Origin of the sequence: Streptomyces sp. NPDC014861 (assembly GCF_043081625.1) — a bacterium.
Classification (GTDB): domain Bacteria; phylum Actinomycetota; class Actinomycetes; order Streptomycetales; family Streptomycetaceae; genus Streptomyces.
In genome coordinates this window covers 225,295-240,630 of the sequence record NZ_JBIBWV010000001.1, presented here as the reverse complement: position 1 = coordinate 240,630, position 15,336 = coordinate 225,295, and the positions used below count along the sequence as shown (strand labels likewise).

10 protein-coding genes are annotated in these 15,336 nt (G+C 75.7%); 3 read left to right on the top strand and 7 right to left on the bottom strand.

Going from position 1 to position 15,336, the window contains the following annotated elements; all coding sequences use genetic code 11:
• Positions 1 to 59: 59 nt before the first annotated feature.
• On the top strand, positions 60 to 2,003 hold the full coding sequence (locus tag ACF1BN_RS00910; RefSeq protein ID WP_392329447.1) for a serine hydrolase domain-containing protein: 1,944 nt from the start codon (positions 60 to 62) through the stop codon (positions 2,001 to 2,003).
• Positions 2,004 to 2,027: 24 nt separating this feature from the next.
• On the opposite strand, the gene ACF1BN_RS00905 is transcribed toward ACF1BN_RS00910, so the two are convergent.
• The 5 genes from ACF1BN_RS00905 to ACF1BN_RS00885 form a co-directional block, all read right to left on the bottom strand.
• Positions 2,028 to 3,671 carry an ABC-F family ATP-binding cassette domain-containing protein gene (locus ACF1BN_RS00905; RefSeq protein ID WP_392329446.1) on the bottom strand — a complete coding sequence of 548 codons (1,644 nt, stop codon included), beginning with the start codon at positions 3,669 to 3,671 and terminating at the stop codon, positions 2,028 to 2,030.
• Positions 3,672 to 3,928: 257 nt separating this feature from the next.
• Positions 3,929 to 4,315, bottom strand: a complete 387-nt coding sequence (locus ACF1BN_RS00900) for a hypothetical protein (protein ID WP_392329960.1) — start codon at positions 4,313 to 4,315, stop codon at positions 3,929 to 3,931.
• A gap of 110 nt (positions 4,316 to 4,425) precedes the next feature.
• Complete coding sequence (locus ACF1BN_RS00895) at positions 4,426 to 5,034, bottom strand: RNA polymerase sigma factor (protein ID WP_392329445.1); 609 nt, start codon at positions 5,032 to 5,034, stop codon at positions 4,426 to 4,428.
• 267 nt (positions 5,035 to 5,301) lie between these two features.
• Entirely contained in the window at positions 5,302 to 6,921 is a 1,620-nt protein-coding gene (locus ACF1BN_RS00890) for an acyl-CoA dehydrogenase family protein (RefSeq protein WP_392329959.1), read from the bottom strand.
• 208 nt (positions 6,922 to 7,129) lie between these two features.
• Positions 7,130 to 7,738 (bottom strand): TetR/AcrR family transcriptional regulator, encoded by a 609-nt coding sequence (locus ACF1BN_RS00885; protein WP_392329444.1) that lies wholly within the window; start codon positions 7,736 to 7,738, stop codon positions 7,130 to 7,132.
• Between the two features lie 239 nt (positions 7,739 to 7,977).
• Between ACF1BN_RS00885 and ACF1BN_RS00880 the strand changes: the two genes are divergently transcribed.
• Positions 7,978 to 9,318, top strand: a complete 1,341-nt coding sequence (locus ACF1BN_RS00880) for a cytochrome P450 (RefSeq protein ID WP_392329443.1) — start codon at positions 7,978 to 7,980, stop codon at positions 9,316 to 9,318.
• Positions 9,319 to 9,442: 124 nt separating this feature from the next.
• Positions 9,443 to 10,117, top strand: coding sequence for a 1,4-alpha-glucan branching protein (locus ACF1BN_RS00875; protein ID WP_392329442.1), 675 nt, complete (start codon positions 9,443 to 9,445; stop codon positions 10,115 to 10,117).
• Between the two features lie 21 nt (positions 10,118 to 10,138).
• Here the strand turns inward: ACF1BN_RS00875 and ACF1BN_RS00870 are convergent, their stop codons facing one another.
• Both ACF1BN_RS00870 and ACF1BN_RS00865 read right to left on the bottom strand, forming a co-directional pair.
• Positions 10,139 to 13,114 (bottom strand): AAA family ATPase, encoded by a 2,976-nt coding sequence (locus ACF1BN_RS00870; protein ID WP_392329441.1) that lies wholly within the window; start codon positions 13,112 to 13,114, stop codon positions 10,139 to 10,141.
• Positions 13,115 to 13,336: 222 nt separating this feature from the next.
• A complete protein-coding gene (locus ACF1BN_RS00865) occupies positions 13,337 to 15,031 on the bottom strand; it encodes a S8 family serine peptidase (protein ID WP_392329958.1) in 1,695 nt (564 codons plus the stop codon).
• Positions 15,032 to 15,336: the final 305 nt, after the last annotated feature.

Here is a 15,336-nt window from a genome sequence, read left to right as displayed (position 1 = left end):
ACATCGACCGGTGCGCCTCGCACTGCCGCCGACCCGTGCCCCGACGGGATCGTCGACGCATGCGTACGAAGCCGATACGGGCCCTCGCCACGATGGCCGCCACGATCACGATCAGCACGACCGCGCTGCTCGCCGGTGCCGCTCCCGCGCCCGCCCGACCCGCGCCCCCCGCCCGGGCCGTGACCCCCGCCGCACTGGAGTCCCTGGTCGACACCGCCGTCGCCGGACACCTGAGGGACGACCGCATCCCGGGCGCGGCCGTCACCGTCGTCCGCGGCGGGAGGACAGTCCTGGCCAAGGGGTACGGCGTCGCCGACGTCCGCACGGGGAGGCCCGTCGACGCCGAGCGCACCGGCTTCTTCCTCGGCTCGCTCGCCAAGCTGTTCACCGCCCAGTCCGCGTCCCGGCTCGTCACCGAGGGGCGGATCGACCCGGAGGCCGATGTCAACGACCGCCTCCGCGGGGTCGTCGTCCCCGACACCCACCCCGGTCGCCCCGTCACCCTGCACCACCTGCTCACCCACACCGCGGGCTTCGACAGCGACCTCGTCGGCCGCAACAAGGCCGCGCCGCAGGACGTGGAGCCGCTCGCCGAGAGCCTCACCACGCGCCGGCCGGCCCGCGTGCGCGCCCCCGGGGAGACCGCCGCCTACGACAACTACGGCTACGCCCTCGCCGGCCGGCTCGTCGCCGACACCTCGGGACAGGACTTCCCCGCCTACGTCGACACGCACATCCTCCGGCCACTGGGCATGACCGGCACCACCTTCGCCCAGCCGCAGCCCGAGCGGATCGCGGCGCACCTGGCCCGCGGCTACCGGCCCGACGGCGCGTCGGGATGGATCGAGGCCAGGGGTCAGTACGGGGCGTGGAGCCCGGCGGGCCCGGGCGCGGTCGGCACCGCGGGCGACATGGGCCGCTGGCTCGTCGACCAGCTCACCGCGGACTCGGCGGCGAACCATCTGATGCGGCGGGTCCACCACCGCCAGGACCCCCGCCTCCCCGGCGTCGGCTACGGCTACGAGGAGTGGCGGCGCGGCGGACACACCGGCTGGTTCAAGGACGGCGACATCCCCGGCTTCCACTCCGCCCTGCTGCTCCTGCCGGACCAGGACCTGGGCGTCTTCGTCGTGTTCAACGGCGACGGCACCGACGGACGCGCCGCCCGGGACGGCAGGAAGCTGATCGACGAGGTCGTGGACGCGCTCGCGCCGCCGGGACCCGCGCCCGCCACCCCGCCCACCGCGGCGGGCCCCGACGCCGCGACGTACAGCGGCAGCTACCGGTCCGCCCGGGTCAGCCGCACGAGTCTCATGGCCGTCGAAGGGCTGGTGGGAGCGGTCACGGTCGAGGCGGACGGCCCGCGCGGACTGCGCACCACCGGTCTCTCCCTCGACCCCGACCGGAGCGAACAGCGCTGGACCGCGCTGGGCGGCGGGCTCTTCCGGGAGCGCGGCGGCGAGGCCACCCTCGCCTTCACCGCCGACGGCGTCCTCGTCTCCTCGGCGACGCCGACGACGGCCTACGAGAAGCTGTCGTGGCGCCGGTCCCCGGCCCTCCACCTGGCCCTGTTCGGCTCCGGCCTGGCAGTGACCGCCCTCGGCGCCCTCGCCTTCCCCACGACGGCGGCCGTACGACGCCTCCGCTGCCGGCCGCCGCACCCGCGCGCCGCGCGCGCCGCGCGCGCCGCGGCGGCGCTGACCGGACTGCTCGCGGTGGCCTTCGCGGCGGCGCTCGCGGCGGTCGTCGCGGACGGCAACGCCATGATGGAGATGGTGCCGCTGGGCTCCCCCCTGCTGTCCGCCGTCACCGGCCTGGGTACGGTCCTGGTCGCGGCGCCCCTCGGCGTGGTGGCGGGCGCGGTCGCGGCCTGGCAGCGGGGCTGGTGGACCCGCACCGCCCGGGCCCTCTTCACCGTCACCGCGGCCGCCTCCGTCACCACCGCGAGCATGCTCCTCGCCTACCACCTGGTGGGGGCGCCGCTCGACCGGCTGGCCGGCTGAGGGCCCGGGGCGGCGCCGGACGGGTCACTCCGGGGCCCCCGTCGTGCGGAGCACCCCGTCCTCCAGACGCAGCCGGCGGTTCACCCCGATCGCGGAGAGGAACCGCTCGTCGTGGCTGACCACCAGGAACGCGCCCCGGTACGCGTCGAGCGCGCTCTCCAACTGGCCCACGCTGACCAGGTCGAGGTTGTTGGTCGGCTCGTCGAGCAGCAGCAACTGGGGCGCGGGGTCGGCGCACAGCACGCACGCGAGGGTGGCCCGGAGCAGTTCCCCGCCCGACAGGACACCGACGGGCAGGTGCGCGCGGGCGCCCCGGAAGAGAAAGCGGGCCAGCAGGTTCATCCGCTCCGCCTCGGGCCGCTCGGGCGCGAACGCGGCGAAGTTCTCCGCCACCGTGTGCTCCGGGTCGAGCAGGTCGAGGCGCTGGGAGAGCGTGGCGATCCGCCCCTCGCCGCGCTTGACCAGCCCGCCGTCCGGGGCGAGTTCACCCGTGACCAGCCGCATCAGCGTGGTCTTGCCGGAGCCGTTGGGGCCGGTCAGCGCGATCCGCTCGGGACCGCGCACGGACAGGTCCACCCCACCCCCGGCGAAGACATCCCGCCCGTCGTACCGGACCCGCATGCCCTCCCCGAGGAAGAGGTTCCGCCCGGCGGGCACCCGGGTGTCGGGCAGGTCCAGGACGAGGCGCTGCTCGTCCCGGACGGCGCGCCCGGCCTCGTCGAGCCGGGCCTGTGCCTCGCCCACGCGGGAGGCGTGCGTCTGCCCGGCCCGGCCGGCGGACTCCTGCGCGCCGCGCTTCATGGTGCCGGCGAAGATGCGTGGCAGCCCGGCGTTCTTGAGGTTGCGGGCGGCGTTGCTCGCCCGCCGCTCGGCGCGCTCGCGGGCCTGCTGGAGCTCCCGCTTCTCCCGCTTCAGCTCCTGCTCCGCGTTCCGCACGTTCTTCTCGGCGACCTCCTGCTCGCCGCGCACGGCTTCCTCGTAGGCGGTGAAGTTCCCGCCGTACAGGCGCAGTCGGGAACCGCCGAGCTCGGCGATCCTGTCCATGCGGTCGAGCAGCGCCCGGTCGTGCGCGACCACCAGGAGCAGTCCGTCGAAGTCGTCCAGCGTGTCGTACAGCTGGTGCCGGGCCTCCCGGTCGAGGTTGTTCGTCGGCTCGTCGAGCAGCAGCACGTCCGGCCGCCTGAGCAGCTGCGCGGCGAGACCGAGGGAGACGATCTGGCCCCCGCTCAGGGTGCCGAGGGTACGGTCGAGGGCGAGCCCGCCCAGACCGAGCCGGTCGAGCCGGTCGCGGCTGCGCTCCTCGATGTCCCAGTCGTCGCCGATGGTGGTGAAGTGCTCCTCGCTCACGTCGCCGGACTCGACGGCGTCCAGGGCGCGGATCACGTCGGCCACGCCCAGGACGTCGGCGACGGTGAGTCCGGCGGTCAGGGGGAGGCTCTGCGGCAGGTGTCCGAGCGTGCCGCCGACGGTGACCGAGCCCGCGGTGGGGCGCAGTTCACCGGCGATCAGCTTGAGCAGGGTGCTCTTCCCGGAGCCGTTGGGCGCCACCAGGCCCGTACGGCCGCCGGTCAGGCTGAACGACAGGTCCTGGAAGACGGGAGTGTCGTCGGGCCAGGAGAAGGACAGGTCCGAGCAGACGACGGTGGTGGGGGAGGGGGAGTGGGACATGGCGATGACCTCGGGGGAGGACAAGGGGGCGGGCGGCGGACACGGCTCCGCCCCGGGCGGACGAGGGAAAAGGGGTACGACGATCGGGCCACTCCGGCGTCGCGCTCCTCGGCGCGTCCGGTGGCCGTCAGCTCCGGATCTCACCCGGAGATGTCGTCGTCACCCGCCACGTCTGCTGCTCCTCGTCGAGAAATCCGGCCCCGCAGGGCCAAGGTCACTTCCACCGTAACAGCCGCTCCTCCCGGAGCGCCGGTAATTTACCGCCGGGGCGTACCGGCGGGCCGGGAGGCGGCCGGGGCGAGGGTGCACACGCCGTCCTCGCACCGGCGCTCCAGCCGACCGCGGGAGACGGTCTGCGCCAGGCCGACCGCCCAGCACGTGGGGCAGCCGCGGAAGGCGATCAGAGCGAGGGGTGCCAGGAGCAGGCTGACCGGACCGGTCACCGGCACCAGGGCGAGCGAGCCGGCGATCAGCCCGAAGCCGACGGCGCCGCGCGCGAGGTGGCGGGGGACGGACTTGCTGGCGTAGTCGGGGACTCGGGCCGGCCTGCCGGCGCGGCCGGGGCTCTGGGCGAGCTCGTGGGGATGGCCGGGGTTGCGGGTGTGCTCGTGGGTGTGGCCGGGGCTCTGGGCGAACTCGTGGATGTGGCCGGGGCCCGGGTCAGGGCTCGGGGCGGGGTTCGAGGCGGGATGTGGGGTGGGCTGCGGGGTGGGCGCCGGGGTGGGCTTCGTGGCGGTGAGGGTGGGTGGGGTGGTCACGGTCGCTGGGCTCCTTCGTCGGGACGGGGGTCGGGTGGAGTCGTCGGGAGGGGGATCGGTCCGGGGGCCGTCAGGGCGTGGCGCAGGGCGGCCCGTGCCCGGTGCAGCCGGGACTTCATCGCCGCGTCGCCGATGCCGAGCGCGCGGGCGACGGTCCTGCCGGGCAGGCCCTGCACGTCGCGCATGACGAGGACCTGCCGCTGGTCGCGGGGGAGGGCGCCGACGGCGGCGGCGATCCTCTGCGCCTCCAGGCGGTGCAGGACGGCCTCCTCGGCGGACGGCCCGGCCGCCGCCTCCGGCCCGGCCTCGGGCTCCTCGCCCCGCCGGACGAGCTGCCGGACCTGCCGGAGGCATTCGTTGCGCACGATGCGGAACATCCACCCCGCGAGCGCCCCCGTCGCCCGCAGGGTGCCGATCTTCCGGTACAGGATGATCAGCGCCTCCTGCGCCGCGTCCTCCGCGTCCTGCGGAGAGGCGCAGAGCGACAGGGCGAACCTCCGCACGTGCGGCTGGGACTCCATGACGACCGTGGTCAGCGATGCGACGTCGCCGTCCTGGGCCGCCCTGACCAGCCGCTCGTCGGGCCAGGAGAAGCTTCGGTTCATGTGCGGTCTCTCTTCCTCGTGGTGCTCCGCGCGCCCCGGTGGGGGCGGCCGGTCAGGCTCGGCTCCGGTACCGGCGCAGCAGGTGCCAGCTGCACGCCCCGACGAGGACGGCTCCGACGACGACGAGTGCGACGACCATGGTGTCTCCTTCCGCGGACCGGCCCGTGCGGCCGGTACGGGGAAAGGAGTCGGCGGGGCACGCGAAGGATTCACCCCCGCCGCGGAATTCTTCGCGGCGGGGGTGGACGGGGCGGGAGCGGCCGGCCGTCAGACCGGGAGCCGGGCCAGCACCCCCGCGAAGTCCGTCGTCGCGGGGAGGGTGCCGAAGGCGAGGCCCTGGTCGCCGGCGAGCCGCGACGCGCAGAACGCGTCGGCCACCGCCGCCGGGGCGTGCCGGACCAGGAGCGAGCCCTGGAGCACCAGCGCGGCCCGCTCCGCGACCCGGCGGGCCCGCAGCGGCGCGTCCTCGGTGACCCGCAGCTCGCCCCGGAGCCCGGCCCAGGCCGCGTCGAGCCGCCGGTCGGCACCGGCCGCCGCCTCGATCTCGGTACGGAACGCCTCCACGGCCTCCGGCTCGCGGGCCAGGGCGCGCAGCAGGTCGAGGGCGCTGACGTTGCCGGAGCCCTCCCAGATGCTGTTGAGCGGGGCCTCGCGGTACAGGCGGGGCATGCCCGAGGCCTCGTCGTAGCCGTTGCCGCCGAGGCATTCGAGGGCTTCGGCGACGGCGGCGGGCTGCCGCTTGCACACCCAGTACTTGCCGACGGCGGTGGCCAGGCGCAGGAAGGCGCGCTCGCCCTCGTCGCCCAGCCGGGCGCGGTCGGCCGCGCCGGCCAGCCGCAGTCCGAGGGTGGTCGCGGCCTCCGACTCCAGCGCCAGGTCGGCGAGGACGTTCCGCATCAGCGGCTGGTCGATCAGGGTCGCGCCGAACACCGAGCGGTGGCGGGCGTGGTGGGCCGCCTGGGCGAGCGCCCCGCGGATGCCGGCGGCCGAGCCGAGGACGCAGTCCAGGCGGGTCATCGTCACCATGTCGATGATGGTCCGCACGCCCTTGCCCTCGGCGCCGACCAGCCAGGCCACGGTGTCGTCGAACTCCGGCTCGCTGGAGGCGTTGGAGCGGTTGCCGAGCTTGTCCTTGAGCCGCTGGATGCGGAAGGTGTTGCGGCCGCCGTCGGGCAGCACGCGCGGGACGAGGAAGCAGGAGAGGCCGCCGGGCGCCTGCGCGAGGACGAGGAAGAGGTCGTTCATCGGCGCGCTGGTGAACCACTTGTGCCCGCGCAACCGCCAGGTGCCGTCCGGTAGTTCGACGGCGGTCGTGGTGTTGGCGCGCACGTCGCTGCCGCCCTGCTTCTCCGTCATGCCCATCCCGGCGAGCAGTCCGCGCTTTCCGGCCGGGGCGCGCAGCCCGGGGTCGTACGAGCGGCTGGTGAGCAGCGGGACGTACGTCTCGGCGAGGGCGGGGGAGTGGTGCAGCGCGGGGACGACCGCGTACGTCATCGAGACCGGGCACAGGTGCCCGGCCTCCAGCATGCCGGCGAGCATGAAGCCGGCGGCGCGCGCCACGTGGGCACCGGGCCGGTCGTCGGCCCAGGCGGCGCCGGCCAGGCCCTCGGTGACGGACAGGTCCATCAGCCGGTGGTACGCGGGATGGAACTCGACCTCGTCGACGCGGTTGCCGTACCGGTCGTGGGTGCGCAGCTCCGGCTCGTGGCGGTTGGCCTGGTCGGCCCAGTGCTGGGCCTCCTCGCTGCCGACGATCCGGCCGAGGCGGTGCAGGTCCGGCAGGTGCCGGCCGGCGCCCTCGCGCTCGACGCCTTCGAGGAGGACCGGGTCGTCGGCGGCGTCGTGGCCGGTCAGCGGCGGGGCCTGGTTGGTGACGGAGTGCGTCACGGCGGTGGGGCGACTCCGGGGCGCGGCGCCGGTGGCGCCGGCGGACGCGGGGGCGGAGCCGGGAGTCCTGGTCACGGTGGTTGCTCCTCCGGAAGGCGGGTCGGTACGGGACGGTGACGACGCGGGGCCGGGCGGGCCCGTCCTGGTCGGCGTGGGGCGAAGTGCGTAGGACGAAGGGCGAAGGGCGTACGGCGGGCCGGTGGCCGGGCTAAGGGGGCGGGGCGCCCGCGCAGCGCAGGGCCATGGCCGTGAGGTCGGCGAGGAGTTCCTCGGTGGTGGGGGCGCCGACGGCGCCGAGCGGGTCGACCAGGACCTCGCCGACGGCGCCGGTGAGCGCGGCGGCGGTGATCTCGCCGTTCTGTTCGGGGAGCGCGCCGTCGGCGATGCCCTCGCGGATCACCTCGGCGAAGAGCGCGCGGTAGCGGCGCCGGAAGTCGAGCCGCTCGGCGCCGACGGCGGGCTCGGCCGGGGCGGCCAGCAGGGCGTAGGCGAGACCGCGGTTCTCCAGGGCCCGGCGGGCGAAGACGTCGATGCCCCGGCTCAGCCGCTCGACCGGGTCGCCGGGGGCGGCCAGGACCTCGCCGAGGACCTCGACCTCCCGCCCGGCGGCGCGCCGGAAGACCTCCACGGCGAGCGCCGCCTTGGAGGGGAAGTGCTGGTAGACGGAGCCGGCCGCGATGCCGGCGGCGTCGGCGACCGCGGTCACGGACGCCTGTGCCCAGCCCACCTCGGCGACGACCGAGGTGGCGCAGGCGACCAGACGCTCCCGCGCGGCGTCGAGCCGGCGGACTTCGGCGGGGGTCTTACGGTAGGCCACGAGAAGAAGTGAACCACCATTCAGAGTTTCCCGCCATGGTCCGCGGCCCGGGCTCCGGGGGCTCCGGGGGCTCCCTCCGCTCCCAGGGTGTTCCTGCCGGTACGAAGCGCAGCTCAGGCCACCCGTCCACCGCCGCGGCCGGAACCGCGCTGTCGTCACGGCCTTCCGCGCCCCTACAGTCGAGGGGACCGCGCCACCCCGCACGCGAGGGCGTGCGGACGCCGAAGAGGAGCCCCGCCGTGGCCATCCCCGCACCCCCCGGAGCCCGCGAGGGCTCGGGTCCGGCAGGACGCCCGGTCCCCGAACTCGCCCCCGAACTCGTCGCCGACTGGCACGAGCGGGGCGGCGAACTCGTCGAACTCCTCGCCCTCGTCCGCGAACGGCTCGGCGGCGTCGCCGCGTTCCGCCCCGGGCCCGGAGCCGCCCCCACCGTGCTGGTCACCGACCCCGATGCCGTCCGGCACGTCCTCGCCCATCACCCCGACCGGTACGTCAAGCGCTCCCACCGCGCCCGCGTCCTCGTCGGCGACGGCGTCCTCTCCGCCGGCGGGGACGCCTGGCAGAGCCAACGCCGCCTGCTCCAGTCGCAGTTCACCGGCCGGGGCATGCGCCGGTACGAGGCCCGGATCACTGCCGCCGCCCGGGTGACCGCCGCCCGCTGGGAGACGTACGCCCGCACCGGGGAGGTCTTCGACCTCGGCGACGAGATGCGCCGCTTCGCCCTCGACACCATCTGGCGCGCCCTCACGGGTCGGCCGCTCGACCCGGACACCGAGCGCGAACTCGGCGCCGTCGCGGGGGTGGTGGCCGCCCTGCCCAGCCTTCCCGCCGACAAGGTCGCCGCCCAGGCCGCCGTCGCCGCCGACATCGCCCGCATCGACGCCGTCGCCGAGCACGCCGTCCGCGCCGCCCGGGACGACGGAGCCGGGCCCGACGCCCCCGGCCTGCTGCACGTCCTCGTCGAGGCGTCCGCGACCCGCCCCGAGTACACCGACCGGCTGATCCGCGACGAACTCGTCACCCTCCTCATGGCCGGCCACGAGACCACCGCCACCACCCTGACCTGGCTGTACCTGCTCCTGGACCGGCACCCGGAGGCCCGTGAACACGCCCTCGCCGCCGGACCCGACGGCTCGCCCGAGCGCCGGGAGGCCGTCCAGGCCCTCGTCCACGAGACGCTCCGCCTCTACCCCTCGGCCTGGATCCTGCCCCGCCACGCCACCGAGGCCGACACCCTCGCGGGCCACACCCTCCTCGCCGGCACCGACCTCCTCGTCTGCCCCTACCTCGTCCACCGCGATCCGGCCCTCTGGCCGTCCCCCGAGACCTTCGACCCGACCCGCTTCACCACCCCCGGCCGCCGCCCCGCCCACCCGGGCGCCCACCTCCCCTTCGGTCTCGGCCCCCGCGCCTGCCTGGGCCTCCAGTTCGCTCTCCGCGAGTCGGTCACCCTCCTCGAACACCTGCTGCCCGGCCCCGTCCCCCGCTTCCGCTCCGTCCCCCGGAAGGCCGTCCACGGTCTCACCGTCCGCCCCGACGGCCCCACACCCGCCGTCCTCGACGGCGGTCGCGGGGCCTGATCGGGCCGGCCCCGGTCACGGTGGCCGGCGGGGTGGACGCGGGGGCCGGCGGAGGCCGACTGCCCCTTTCCGCCGCTCTGTTACGTTGGCGCTCCTGGTCCCGAGGAGAGGAAGCGACCCGCACATGGCCGTCATCCACCGCACCACGATGCAGCCGACCAAGCTGGAGCTCATCGCCGACTGGCTGCCGACCCGGGCCTGGTACGCCGCCGGGCCGGAGGCGCCGCGCCCGGTGAAGTCCGGCGGGTTCCGGCTCGACGACCCCGCGGGCGAGGTGGGCATCGAGTTCATGGCCGTCACCGACGGAGAGGGCCCGGACGCGGCCACGTACCTGGTGCCCATGACGTACCGGGGCAAGCCCCTCGAAGGCGCCGAGTCCGCCCTCATCGGCACCTCCGAGCACGGGGTCCTCGGCACCCGGTGGATCTACGACGGCGCCCACGACCCGGTCCTGGTCGGCCAGTTGTACGAGCTCCTCGCCGGCCGTGCCGTGCCCCAGCAGCAGTCCGTCAGCGACGCCGCCGACCCGACCGTCACCGCCTCCCTCGACGCCCCCGCCCCGGAGGGCGACGCCGCGGTGCTCGACACCGCCGACGGGCCCGAGGGCACCGACGTACGGATCGAGGTGCCCGGCACCGGCGCGCCCCTCGCCCTCCGGTTCCACCGCGCCCTGCGCCCGGCCGAGGACGGGGAGCGGGACGACACCGGTGTCCTCGGCCGGGTCACCGCCGAGTGGACCCCGGCCGGAGCCGAGGGCGCCACGGCGCGGGGCGCGTACCTCACCGTCCGCAGCGCCTGACGCGGGGCGCGCGCTCCGTCCTCAGGGGCGGAGCGCCGTCGCCAGCTGGGACCGGGAGCGGACGTCCAGCTTCTGGTAGATGCGGGTCAGCCGCGCCTCCACGGTCTTCACACTGAGGAAGAGCTTCGCCGCCGCCTCCTGGTTCGAGGCGCCCTGCCCCACCAGGCGGGCCAGCCGCAGTTCCGCCTCCGTCAGCGAGGCCAGCGCCGTCGGCGCCTCCTCACCGCCCGGCGCCGCCCCCGGCAGCTCGCCCGCCGGCGCCTCCGTGGCCAGCGCCAGCCACGGCGCCGCCCCCGCCCGCTCGAAGACCGTGGCCGCCCCGTGCAGCGCCGACTGCGCGGCGGACCTCCGCCGCCGCTTCCGCTCCACCCGGGCCAGCGCCATCAGCGCCCGCCCCTGCTCCAGCGGCAGTCCGGCCTCCGCGAAACGGCCGGCCGTCCGGGTCAGCAGCTCCGCCGCCTCGTCCGTCCGCCCCTCCGCCGCCAGGCACAGCGCCTGCGCCCGGTCGCAGCCCAGCAACACCGTGGTACGGCCCAGCCGTTCGGCCACCGGGCGCACCTCCGCGAGGAGTGTCAGGGCGTCCTCGACGGCGTCGTGCGCGAGCAGCGCCTCGGCCAGCTCCTCGTGCCAGCGCAGCATCGACGGGTCCACCGTCGACTGGGCGCGCTCGTCGGTCTGCACCCGGCGCAGCGTCTCCAGGGCCGCCGCCACGTCGCCGTTGATCAGCTGGACGCGGCCGAGCGCGTACCGGCTGCGCGAGAGGAAGACCCGGTCGCCCTCCTCCTCCGACGCCTGCACGCTCCGCCGCGCGTAGCTCGCCGCCCGCCCGAGGCTGCCGCCCGCGGTCTCGGCGAGCGCCAGCGCGTACCAGGCGGGGCCGGGGGACAGGCCCGCCTCCAGGGTGAGCGCCAGCGACTGGCCGGCGTGGGCCAGGGCGGCGGCGCAGGCGCCGATCCGCGACTCGATCTCCGCGAGCGTACGGAACAGTTCGATGGCGTCCTCGACGGAACCGCGCCGCTGCACCAGCGGCAGCAGGGCGTTCAGCTCGTCCCGGGCGTCCGTCAGCCGGTCGTCGAAGAGAGCGTGACGGATCGTCAGGATTTGGGCGGCGTTGCGGATGCCGAGCGGGCGCTCGGTGAGTTCGAGCTCCCGCGCCCTGGCCAGGACCGGCTCGGAGTCCGGGGATCCCAGCGCCCGCTCCATGCGCGCCTGCACGGTCAGGGCCTGCGCGGCGGTGCGGGGGTCGCCGACCGAGGCGGCCAGCGCGGCGGACTCCATCGCCGCCGTCCGGGACCGCTCCGGATCGCCGTCCGCCAGCACGTACTTGACGGCCAGTCGGAGCTGGACGGCGGCCCGGAGCGCGGTCTCCCCCTCGGAGTCCTCCATGGCGTGGACGTACATGTCGTCCAGGTCGGTGAGGCCCTGTCCCGCGGTGTCCAGGACGGCGAGGCGGGCCCGCACCCGGTCGGTGGGGGACGCGTCCCGCGCGAGGAGGTCGGTGGTGGCGCGCATGGCCAGGTCGGCGCGGGCGGCCCGGGCCGCCTCCTCGGCCGCGTCCACGAGCCGGGCGATCCGCTGCGCGCCGTCCCGGCCGGGTGTCGACTCGGCGGCCAGCAGCGCCAGTTCGGCGGCGAGCGCGTTGTTGCCGCGCCGGCGCGCGGCCTCCGCCGCCGCCGCGACCTCGGCGGCCAGCTCCTCGTCCGGCCGGTCGGTGGCGAGCGCCCTGTGCCGTACCGCCTCCACCGGGTCGTCGACGACCTCCGCGAGCGCGGCGTGGCCCGCGCTGCGCTCGGCCCAGCAGGCGTCGTGCACCAGCGTGGACGGCAGCAGCCCGGCGGTGAAGGCGAGCGAGCCGTCCTCGGCGAGCGAGATCAGCCCGGCCCGCTCGGCCGCCGCGAGTTCCGCCTCGGCCTCGGGCCGTCCGGCCCGGCGGACCAGCGTCGCGGAGGGGCGCAGCGCGAGCGCCGCGAGCAGCAGGGTGGCCCGGACGGGTGGGGGAGCGGCGCCCAGGAGCTGACGGGCGAGGTCACGGGCGCGGCCGGAGAGCGTCAGCGCCTCGGCGTGGTGCACGGGGGTGCGGGCGTCGGCGAGGGAGCGGCCGACGGCGAGGGCGAGCCGGGGGTTGCCGCCGCTGGCGCGGTGGATGCGGCCGGCCATCCGGGACGGCAGCCGGTGGTGGATGAGGAGTTCGGCGATCTCGTCGGCGTGGAGCGGCGGGACGAGCAGCAGATCCGCCTCGGACGGCACCCACAGGTGCGCGGAGCCGCCGGTGTGCGGCCGGCCGGGGGTGCCGGGCGCCGACCCGTCGGCGCGGTGGGTGTCCCCGTACGGCTCCGGCGTCTCGACCGCGATCACGCGCAGCGACGGCGGGGCGAGGTGGAGGGCGAAGCGCAGCAGGTCGGTGCTGTCGGGGTCGAGGAACTCGGCGCCGTCGACGACGAGCAGCACGGGGCCCCGGGAGGTCAGCGCGCGCAGGATGCGGGCGATGCCCAGGCGCAGGGCGATCGGGTCCCAGCCGCCCTGCTGGATGGGCGCCTCGCGGCAGAGCATGGCGACGGCGGTGCGCTGCGGCCCGGGCAGGTCGTCGAAGACGCCGGAGGCGAAGACCCCGGTGGGCAGGGAGCCGGGGCCGGAGAGGCCGGCGGGGCCGGCCGGGGTGTCGTCCCCGAGGGGCCCGGCTTCGGCGCGGGGGCCCGGCCAGGTGACGGTGGCCGCCACGGAGGCGACGAGGGCGGCCGCGGCGGCGCCGGGGATCGCGCGGTCGGCGGGGAGCGCGGCGAGCCAGAGCACGGTCTCGCCCCGGGTCTCGGCCCGGGCGGCGGCGGCCAGCGCGACCTCGGTCTTGCCGACGCCGGCGGGCCCCGTGAGCAGGGCGCGGCCGCGCGCGTGCAGGACGGTCTCCAGGCGGGCGAGAAGCTCCTCGCGGCCCACCGGGGCCGCCGGACCGGCCCCGCCGGGAGCGCGTGCGGGCAGAGTGCCGTGCGGAACCGTCGTCACCTGGTCGCCACCTCCGCCCGTGGGCCCCGCCCATGAGCCCTGCGCAGAGGATACGGAGCCCACGGGCATCGTCCAGGGGCCTTGTCCGACATTCGGACACGCCCCGCCGTGCCGGCGCCGATCCGGAATTCGGCGACGCCCCCGTGGTGTAGACCACGGGGGCGCCGCTGACCAGCGGTGATGCTGGTGTGGGGGGTGGTGTCAGTGAGGTGGAGCGGAGGGTCAGAAGGTGAGGCTCCAGGAGTCGATGTAGCCGGTGTCACCCGTGGCCACATCGCGGACCTGGAGCTTCCAGGTGCCGTTGGCGACCTCGCTGGAGGCGTCGACCGTGTACGTCGCGAGGACGTTGTCGGCGCTGTCCGAGGACGAGGAGGCCTTCAGGTTGCGCACCGTGCCGTCGGGGGCGACCAGGTCGACGACCAGGTCCCCGCGCCAGGTGTGCTTGATGTCCACCGCGACCTTGAGGGCGGCGGGGGCGTTGCCGGTGCGGCCGGTGACGGCGATCGAGGACGACACGGTGGTGTTGTCGGAGATCGTGACGTTGTCGGCGTTGGTGAAGACGGTGCCCGGCTGGGTGGTGCCGGTGACCGAGTCCACGGTCTTGGCCGCGTCGGCGATGCCGGCGCCGCAGCCGCCGGAGCAGGTGCCGGGCAGCGGGCGGGCGTTGCCCTTGATCGCGGTCTCGATCTGGGCCGGCGTGAGGGTGCTCTTGGCCGACTTCAGGAGGGCGGCCAGGCCCGCGATGTGCGGCGCGGCCATGGAGGTGCCCTGGTAGGGCTTGTAGTTCTCGGCCGACTGGGTCGTCGTGCCCGAGTTGAGCGTGGAGTGGATGCCGTTCTGGGGGGTGGTCACCGTGCCGGGCGTGTCGGTGGCGCGGCGGGTCTCGCCGCCCGGGGCGGACACGTCCACCAGGGTGCCGAAGTTGGAGTAGTACGACCGGTTGCCCTCACGGCTGGTCGACGCCACGGTGATGACGTTCGAGCAGTTCGCCGGCGTGAAGCCGGAGGTGTTGGCGTTGCTGTTGCCCGCGGCGACGACGACGGTGGTGCCGCGCTGGACGGCGCCGTTGATCGCGTTCTGGTAGACGCTGGGGCAGGTGGAGCTGGCGCCGCCGAGGCTCAGGTTGATGACCTTGGCGGGGGTGGCGTTGGCCGGGACGCCCGACACGGTGCCGCCGGAGGCCCAGGTGATCGCGTCGGCGATGTCCGAGGACGAGCCGCCGCACTTGCCGAGGACCCGGACGTGCTGGACCTTCGAGCCGTACGCGATGCCCGCGATGCCCTTGGAGTTGTTCGTGACGGCGCCGATGGTGCCGGCGACGTGCGTGCCGTGCCAGGAGGAGTTCGAGGCCTTGGAGCCGACGCCGCACTCGTTGTCGGTGGCGTTCCAGTCGCCCTCGTCCTTGGCGTCCGCGTCGCGGCCGTTGCCGTCGCGGGCGTCGGAGGAGGTGGAGATGAAGTCGTACCCGGCGACCGTGTTGGCCGCGAGGTCGCTGTGGGCGGCGTAACCGGTGTCGATGACGGCGACGGTGACGCCGGAGCCGGTGGTCTTGTCCCAGGCAGAGGGGACGTTCATGCCACCGGTGGCCTCGAAGAGGTCCCACTGCTTGGCGTAGTCGGTGTCGTTCGGCGCGGCGGCCATCGCGTAGGCGCGGATGTCCGCCTCGACCGTGGCGACGGACGGGTCGGCCCGGAAGGCGGCCATGACCTCGTTCACGTCCTGCGGCGTGGCCGAGTCGCCCAGGTCGACCAGGGCGCCGCCGCCGGAGAGACGCCGCTCGAAGGCGAGCTTCTCGCCCGTCTTCGCGGCCTTCTCGGCGGTGTCGGTCTTCGCGGCCGTGTTGGAACCGGCCTCGGCGGCCTGGCTCTTGTAGGTGACGATGACCTTCTCGACCGGGGCGCTCGGGAGCGCCCGCATCGCCTGCGAAGCCGGGGCCGGCTTCGGGGTGGGAGCGGCCGGGGCGGCGGCGAACGCCCCGGTGGTGGTGACAGCGGCACCGATGATCGCGGCGGTGGCGACCACGGATATGACTCTCCGCCTGGAACCGTTCAAGGTGTGGCCCTTTCGAGTACGACGTAGGTACGGAGCAGTGGCGGCGGCGCGGGAGTCGCGGGGCGAAGTGGGGTCGCGTCCGTGGTCCCTGGGCTGGGGGGCCCGTGCGCCGCCACCGGCGCCGACGGCCCGGGTCAAGGCCGTCACCGGTGGTGATCTCCCCGCATGCA

Bases quoted from the DNA above. Each gene is read 5' to 3' on its own strand.
- ACF1BN_RS00865 (WP_392329958.1), bottom strand. From the start codon at position 15,031: ATGCGGGCGCTCCCGAGCGCCCCGGTCGAGAAGGTCATCGTCACCTAC.
- ACF1BN_RS00895 (WP_392329445.1), bottom strand. From the start codon at position 5,034: ATGAACCGAAGCTTCTCCTGGCCCGACGAGCGGCTGGTCAGGGCGGCC.
- ACF1BN_RS00905 (WP_392329446.1), bottom strand. From the start codon at position 3,671: ATGTCCCACTCCCCCTCCCCCACCACCGTCGTCTGCTCGGACCTGTCC.
- ACF1BN_RS00910 (WP_392329447.1), top strand. From the start codon at position 60: ATGCGTACGAAGCCGATACGGGCCCTCGCCACGATGGCCGCCACGATC.
- ACF1BN_RS00875 (WP_392329442.1), top strand. From the start codon at position 9,443: ATGGCCGTCATCCACCGCACCACGATGCAGCCGACCAAGCTGGAGCTC.